General features: G+C 73.3%; 5 protein-coding genes. 2 read left to right on the top strand and 3 right to left on the bottom strand.

The features are described 5' to 3' along the window. On the bottom strand, window positions 1-568 hold a 568-nt coding region (locus DLJ58_RS00665; protein WP_148097957.1), incomplete at its 3' end, for a serine/threonine-protein kinase. Window positions 569-712: 144 nt separating this feature from the next. Here DLJ58_RS00665 and DLJ58_RS00670 point away from each other — a divergent pair. Both DLJ58_RS00670 and DLJ58_RS00675 read left to right on the top strand, forming a co-directional pair. After that, window positions 713-913, top strand: coding sequence for a hypothetical protein (locus tag DLJ58_RS00670; RefSeq protein ID WP_091407482.1), 201 nt, complete (start codon window positions 713-715; stop codon window positions 911-913). Beyond that, window positions 913-1707 carry a site-2 protease family protein gene (locus DLJ58_RS00675; RefSeq protein WP_124853378.1) on the top strand — a complete coding sequence of 265 codons (795 nt, stop codon included), beginning with the start codon at window positions 913-915 and terminating at the stop codon, window positions 1705-1707. Before DLJ58_RS00670 ends, DLJ58_RS00675 begins: the two co-directional genes overlap by 1 nt. 97 nt (window positions 1708-1804) lie before the next feature. Here DLJ58_RS00675 and DLJ58_RS00680 read toward each other — a convergent pair whose 3' ends face one another. Both DLJ58_RS00680 and DLJ58_RS00685 read right to left on the bottom strand, forming a co-directional pair. Continuing rightward, complete coding sequence (locus DLJ58_RS00680) at window positions 1805-2803, bottom strand: aldo/keto reductase family protein (protein WP_124853379.1); 999 nt, start codon at window positions 2801-2803, stop codon at window positions 1805-1807. Window positions 2804-2847: 44 nt separating this feature from the next. After that, window positions 2848-4887 carry a WG repeat-containing protein gene (locus DLJ58_RS00685; protein ID WP_124853380.1) on the bottom strand — a complete coding sequence of 680 codons (2040 nt, stop codon included), beginning with the start codon at window positions 4885-4887 and terminating at the stop codon, window positions 2848-2850. Between the last annotated feature and the right edge of the window lie 715 nt (window positions 4888-5602).

A 5602-nucleotide genomic window follows, 5' to 3' on the forward strand; every position in this document is an offset into this window, starting at 1 on the left:
CGGTGGCCTGCTCGGGAGACATGTACGAGGCGGTGCCGAGCACCATGTTCGCGGCGGTGAGCCCGGCCATGTTGCGGGACCGGGCGATGCCGAAGTCGACGAGCACCACTCTGCCGTCGGCCTTGACCAGCAGGTTGCCCGGCTTCACGTCGCGGTGCACGATGCCGGCGAGGTGGGCGGTGTGCAGCGCGTCGGCCGACTGGGCCAGCACCGACATGGTGGTGGCCGGATCCAGCCGCCCCACCGCGCGCACCCGGGCGGACAACGGCTCGCCCTCGACGTACTCCATCACCAGGTAGTCGACCTGGCTGCCGTCGTCGAGCGCCGCCTGCCCCACGTCGTGCACCGGCACCACGCCGGGGTGCCGCAGCGCGGCCAGCATCCGCGCCTCGGCCCGGAAGCGGGCGGTGAACTCCGCATCGGCGACCAGCGACGGCAGCAGCACCTTCACGGCGACCTCGCGTTCCAGCAGCACGTCCGTGCCGCGCCAGACCGCGCCCATCCCACCCGTCGCCACCCGCTCGCCCAGCCGGTACCGGTCGCCGAGCAGCACTCCCCGTGTCAGCACCGAGCCACCGTACCGGCCGGCGTCGATCGGATTGATCCACCCCGTGGGTCCCGCCGGGGCGAGCGAGCGGCCGTTGCGCGCCGGGCCGACTACGCTGGCGAGGGTTCGTCCCACGGGGACTTCAGCGGCGAGGGGAGACGCGGCATGGCGTGGAGCTGGCGGTACGAGGGCACGGACGGCCAGACGGTCGAGGGACCGGCGGAGTCGTTCGGCAGCCAGGCCGACGCCGAATCCTGGATCGGTCAGGCCTGGCGGGAGCTCGCGGCGTCCGGCGTCACCTCGGTCGCGCTCGTGGAGGACGACCGGGTGGAGTACCGGATGAGCCTGTTGCCCACGGCCGAGTGATGGCCTACGACCGCCCGGGCGGTGACGGGCTGGTCCTCGGCGTACCCAAGGCGGCGTTCCGGCCCAGCCCGGTCTTCCTCGGCCTTGTCGCGCTCTTCGCGGTCAGCGGGGTGCTGACCTGGAACGGGTACGGCAGCGTCCGGTTCAACGTGTTCCTCTTCGTGGTGTCCGGCTGGCTGGTGTCGCTCTGCCTGCACGAGTACGCGCACGCGGTGGTGGCCTACCGAGCCGGCGACCGGGACATCGCCCATCGCGGCTACCTGACGCTCAACCCGTTGAAGTACACCCACCCGTTGCTGTCGATCGTGCTGCCGGTGGTGGTGGTGCTGCTCGGCGGTATCGGCCTGCCGGGTGGCGCGGTCTGGGTGGACCGGCACGCCATCCCGGGTCGACTGCGGCACACCCTGGTCAGCCTCGCCGGCCCGGCGACCAACGTGCTGTTCACGTTGGTGTTGGTGGTGGCGGTGCGGCTCGGCACCCAGTCGGATGGTCCGGTGGAGTTCTGGGCCGGGGTGGCGCTGCTCGCCTTCCTCCAGCTCACCGCCAGTGTGCTGAACCTGCTGCCGGTGCCCGGCCTGGACGGCGGCAACATGATCCAGCCGTGGCTCAACCCGCAGTGGCGCAAGATGTACGACCTGTTCGCGCCGTACGGCTTCATCCTGCTCTTCGCGCTGTTGTGGAACCCGCGCATCGGCGGCTGGTTCTTCGACGCGGTCTTCGCGGTGGGTGACCTGCTCGGTCTGCCGTCGTGGCTCTACGCCACCGGCCTGGAGCTGATCCGCTTCTGGCGGTGACCGGTGACCGGGCAGAGGTGACCTGACCCGGCGACCAGACGGACCTGACCCGGCCCGGCCGGCGCGAGGTGTTCGCGCCGGCCGGGCCGGAACGGCGTCAGGGACGCTGCGCGGGGGACTCGGTCTTCGCCGGGTTCCGCTCGACGATCGGCTCGACGGCGTCGTCGATCGCCTTGAGCAGGTCGGCGTCGAGCTTCACACCGACGGCCTTCACGTTGTCGTGCACCTGCTCGGGGCGGGACGCGCCGATGATCGCCGAGGCGACGTTCGGGTTCTGCAACACCCACGCCACGGCCAGCTGGGCCATGCTGAGCCCGGCCTGCTCGGCGAGGGGCTTGAGCTGCTGGACCCGGGTCAGCACGTCGTCGTTCATGAAGCGGGAGATGAAGCCCTTGCCCGACTTCTCGTCGGTGGCGCGGGAACCGGCCGGCGGCGGCTCGCCCGGCAGGTACTTGCCGGAGAGCACGCCCTGCGCCATCGGCGACCAGACGATCTGCCCGATGCCCAGCTCCTCGCTGGCCGGCACGACCTCGGCCTCGATGACCCGCCAGAGCAGCGAGTACTGCGGCTGGTTGGAGATCAGCGGGATGTGCAACTCCCGGGCGAGCGGGTAGGCGGCGCGCAGCTGGGCGGCGGACCACTCGGAGACGCCGATGTAGTGCGCCTTACCGGAGCGGACGACGTCGGCGAACGCCTCCATCGTCTCTTCCAGCGGCGTGCTGTTGTCGTAGCGGTGGGCCTGGTAGAGGTCAACGTAGTCGGTGCGCAGTCGGCGCAGCGAGCCGTTGATCGACTCCATGATGTGCTTGCGGGACAGGCCACGGTTGTTGCGGGTGGGTCCGGTCGGCCAGTAGACCTTGGTGAAGATCTCCAGGCTTTCACGGCGCTCGTTCTGCAACGCCCGGCCGAGCACGTCCTCGGCTCGACCCCCGGCGTACCCGTCGGCGGTGTCGAAGGTCGTGATGCCTGCGTCGAGAGCGGCCCGCACGCAGGCGAACGCCGCGTCCTCCTCGACCTGCGAACCGTGGGTGATCCAGTTGCCGTACGAGATCTCGCTGACCATCAGGCCGGAACGGCCCAGGTGTCGGAATTCCATGTACCGACCCTAGCCCCAGTGGATCAACACCGGCGACCGGCGACTCAGAGGACCGGGTTGGCGTCGGTGAGTAGCCGGTCGATCTCCTCCAGCACCTCGGCGCGATCGCGGTGCACCGGATCGATGAGCGGCACGCCGCGCCGGTCCAGTGCGCCCCACCGCCCGTTGTCGCTCTCGATCAGGAACGCCACCGGGTGGATGACCAGCATCGGGTGCGCCGGCGGGACCAGCACCGTGCCGGTGCGGTCCACCACGCCCCTTCGACCCGCCACGTCGACCACCGCGAGCCCCTCGTCGGTGAAACCGTCGATCTGCTGGCCGTCGGCCAACTCGGTGACGAAGCCGTGGTAGCGGGTGGGCACGATGACCCTACCGGTCCGGTCGACCGCCCCCCACCCCTCGCGCCGCACCGCGGCCAGCCCACGCCGGAACGGTCGTACCTCGGCGAAGTTGGGCGCGACCTGCACCGCCCCGGTCGCGTCGATCGCCGTCCAACCACCCTCGCCGACCACCCAGGCCAGGCCGTCGCTGAACGGCTGCGCGGCACGGAAGGACGGCGGGATCACCGTCGTACCGAGCAGGTTGATCAGCGACCAGCGGTCGCTGTCCGGCCGGCGGACCCAGGCCAGCCCGTCGTGGAAGGGCTGCGCCTCGGCGTACCGGGCGGGCACGACCATGTCGCCGTCCTGGCTGGTGTAACCCCACAGCGGCCCGTCGCGGTCCGGCAACGGGGGTCGGTCCCGGTCGAGCACCTCGTCCCGACTCCGGGGGTACGTGCCGAAGCCATCCGTCTCGGCCCGGACGGTGACCGCGTCGAGGGCCACCCGGACCCGGTCCAGCAGTTCGGCGTCGCCCGCGCCGCGCAGGTCGAGCGCCTTCTCGAAGTGCTCGCAGGCCTCCATGAGCCGCCCCTGGTCGTAACACGACCGCCCGGCGTGCTCGTGCAGCGCGGCCCGCAACCGGTCGGGCAACTCGACCGAGTTGGCCTGGGCGAAGAGTTGGTCGGCCTCGGCGAAGTCACCGCGCCAGCGCAGCACGTGGGCCAGCCGGGCCTGGGCCAGCGCGGTCCGGCGCAGCTCGCCGGTGGCCTCGGCGTAGGTGAGGGCGAGCCGACCGTCGGCCAGCGCGTCGTCCAGGTCGCCGAGAATCCGCGAGGCCACCGCCCGCAGGCTGAGCAGCCGGGCCCGGGCACGGTTGTCGACCGCCGAGCCCAACTTCTCGGTCAGCCGCCGCCGGATGGCCCGCAGATCGTCCGGCTCCGTCAGCTCCTCGCGCAGGGTGACCGGGTCCAACCGCCACCGGTACGCGGCCAGCACCTGCTCCGGGTCGCCCGGGTCGGCCAGCGACGGGCGGGTCACCACCGGCGGTGCGTCGTCGGGTGGCGCGGACACCGGCTCGTTCTCTTCGTCCGAGCCGATCCTCGGGTCGGGTACGGCCGAGGCGGGTGGCCCGGACGTCGGCACCACCGACGCCGGCGGCCCGAAGGCGGGCGCCGCGGCGGGCGGTGGTGTCGAGGCCGGTGGCGCGGAGACGGGCGCGGCGGCCGGCGGCGCGGAGACGGGCGCTGCTGCGGGCGCTGGCGGTGCGGAGACCGGTGCTCCGGAGTACGGCTGTGCCGGCGCGGGTGGCGCGGAGACGGGCGCTACGGAGTACGGCTGCGCTGAGGCGGGTGGTGCGGACACCGGGGCTGCTGGCGGCGCTGGCGGCGCGGAGACGGGCGCTGCGGTGGGCGCTGGCGGCGCGGAGACGGGGACTGTCGCGGACGCTGGTGGCGCGGAGACGGGTGCCGCGGGTGGGGCCGATACCGGCGGTGCCGGAGGAGCGGAGACCGGCGTGACCGAGGCGGGCGGTGCGGAGACCGGCGGGTTCGTGTCGTCCGTAGCCGTGACGTGCAGCGCCGCGTCGCCCCGCCACTCGTCGACTCGCGAGCCATCCGCCCAGCTGGCGTTCGGATCGTCGAGCGCGTCCGCAGGCTCGTCGAGTGGCGCGAGTTCGTCCGCCGGGTCGGGCTCGACCGGATCGGTGTCCTCGCTGGGCGAAGCGGCGAAGGGCTGCTGGTCGGCGTCGGTCCGCTGCTGGGGCATCGCGACGGCAGGTGCGCCGGAGACAGGCTGGTCGCCGTCCACCGTTCCCGTGTCGAAATCGGGCTGTGGGTCGTCGTCGAGGTCGTCCGCCCAGAGCCGAGGGGTGCCGGAGACCGGGTGGGCGGGCGGCGCGGAGGCCGGGTCGAATGCGTCGTCCGGTGTCGACCCGCTGGCGTGCTCGTCGGCCACGTCGAGGTGGGTGTCGGCCGTCGGCGTCGACGTCTGCGCGTCCGGCGCGACCGGTGTCGCGGAGAGGTCGGGGTCGCCGGCCGTCGAGTCGTTGTCGACCGGGCCGGACGACTGCTGGTCCGTAGCCGGCTCGGCCTGGTCGGACTCGGCGGGCTGAGCGGGGCTGAACCACGCTTCCGGCCCGCGGGTGCCCGGGACGTCGTCCGGCTCGTGAACGGCCGCCGCCGGCTCTTCCGAGGGCAGCGGAGGTACGTAGCGGCGCGGCGTACCGGGGGCCGGCGGGAGCACCGGCGCGACCTCCGCCGCCGGTGGCTGCGGGGCCGCCGGAGCCGGAACCGCCCGGGTCGGGTCGGCCGGGGTCGCGTCGGGCCGGGTCGCCGGTGGCGGCGGTGCCTGCCAGGTGGGTGGCGGGGCCACCGACGGGCGTGCGTCCGCCGTCGGGGCCAGTCGCTCCGGCGAGTACGGACGCTGCGGCGCCGCCGGGCCATCGGCGGGGTGCGGCCGCTCTGCCGGGGGCGAGCGGTCC

Origin of the sequence: Micromonospora arida, assembly GCF_003857035.1 — a bacterium.
In the GTDB taxonomy this organism is placed as follows: Bacteria; Actinomycetota; Actinomycetes; order Mycobacteriales; family Micromonosporaceae; genus Micromonospora; species Micromonospora arida.

Excerpts from the sequence above, each read along its gene's own strand:
- DLJ58_RS00670 (WP_091407482.1), top strand. The coding sequence starts at position 713 with ATGGCGTGGAGCTGGCGGTACGAGGGCACGGACGGCCAGACGGTCGAG.
- DLJ58_RS00680 (WP_124853379.1), bottom strand. The coding sequence starts at position 2,803 with ATGGAATTCCGACACCTGGGCCGTTCCGGCCTGATGGTCAGCGAGATC.
- DLJ58_RS00685 (WP_124853380.1), bottom strand. The coding sequence starts at position 4,887 with ATGCCCCAGCAGCGGACCGACGCCGACCAGCAGCCCTTCGCCGCTTCG.
- DLJ58_RS00675 (WP_124853378.1), top strand. The coding sequence starts at position 913 with ATGGCCTACGACCGCCCGGGCGGTGACGGGCTGGTCCTCGGCGTACCC.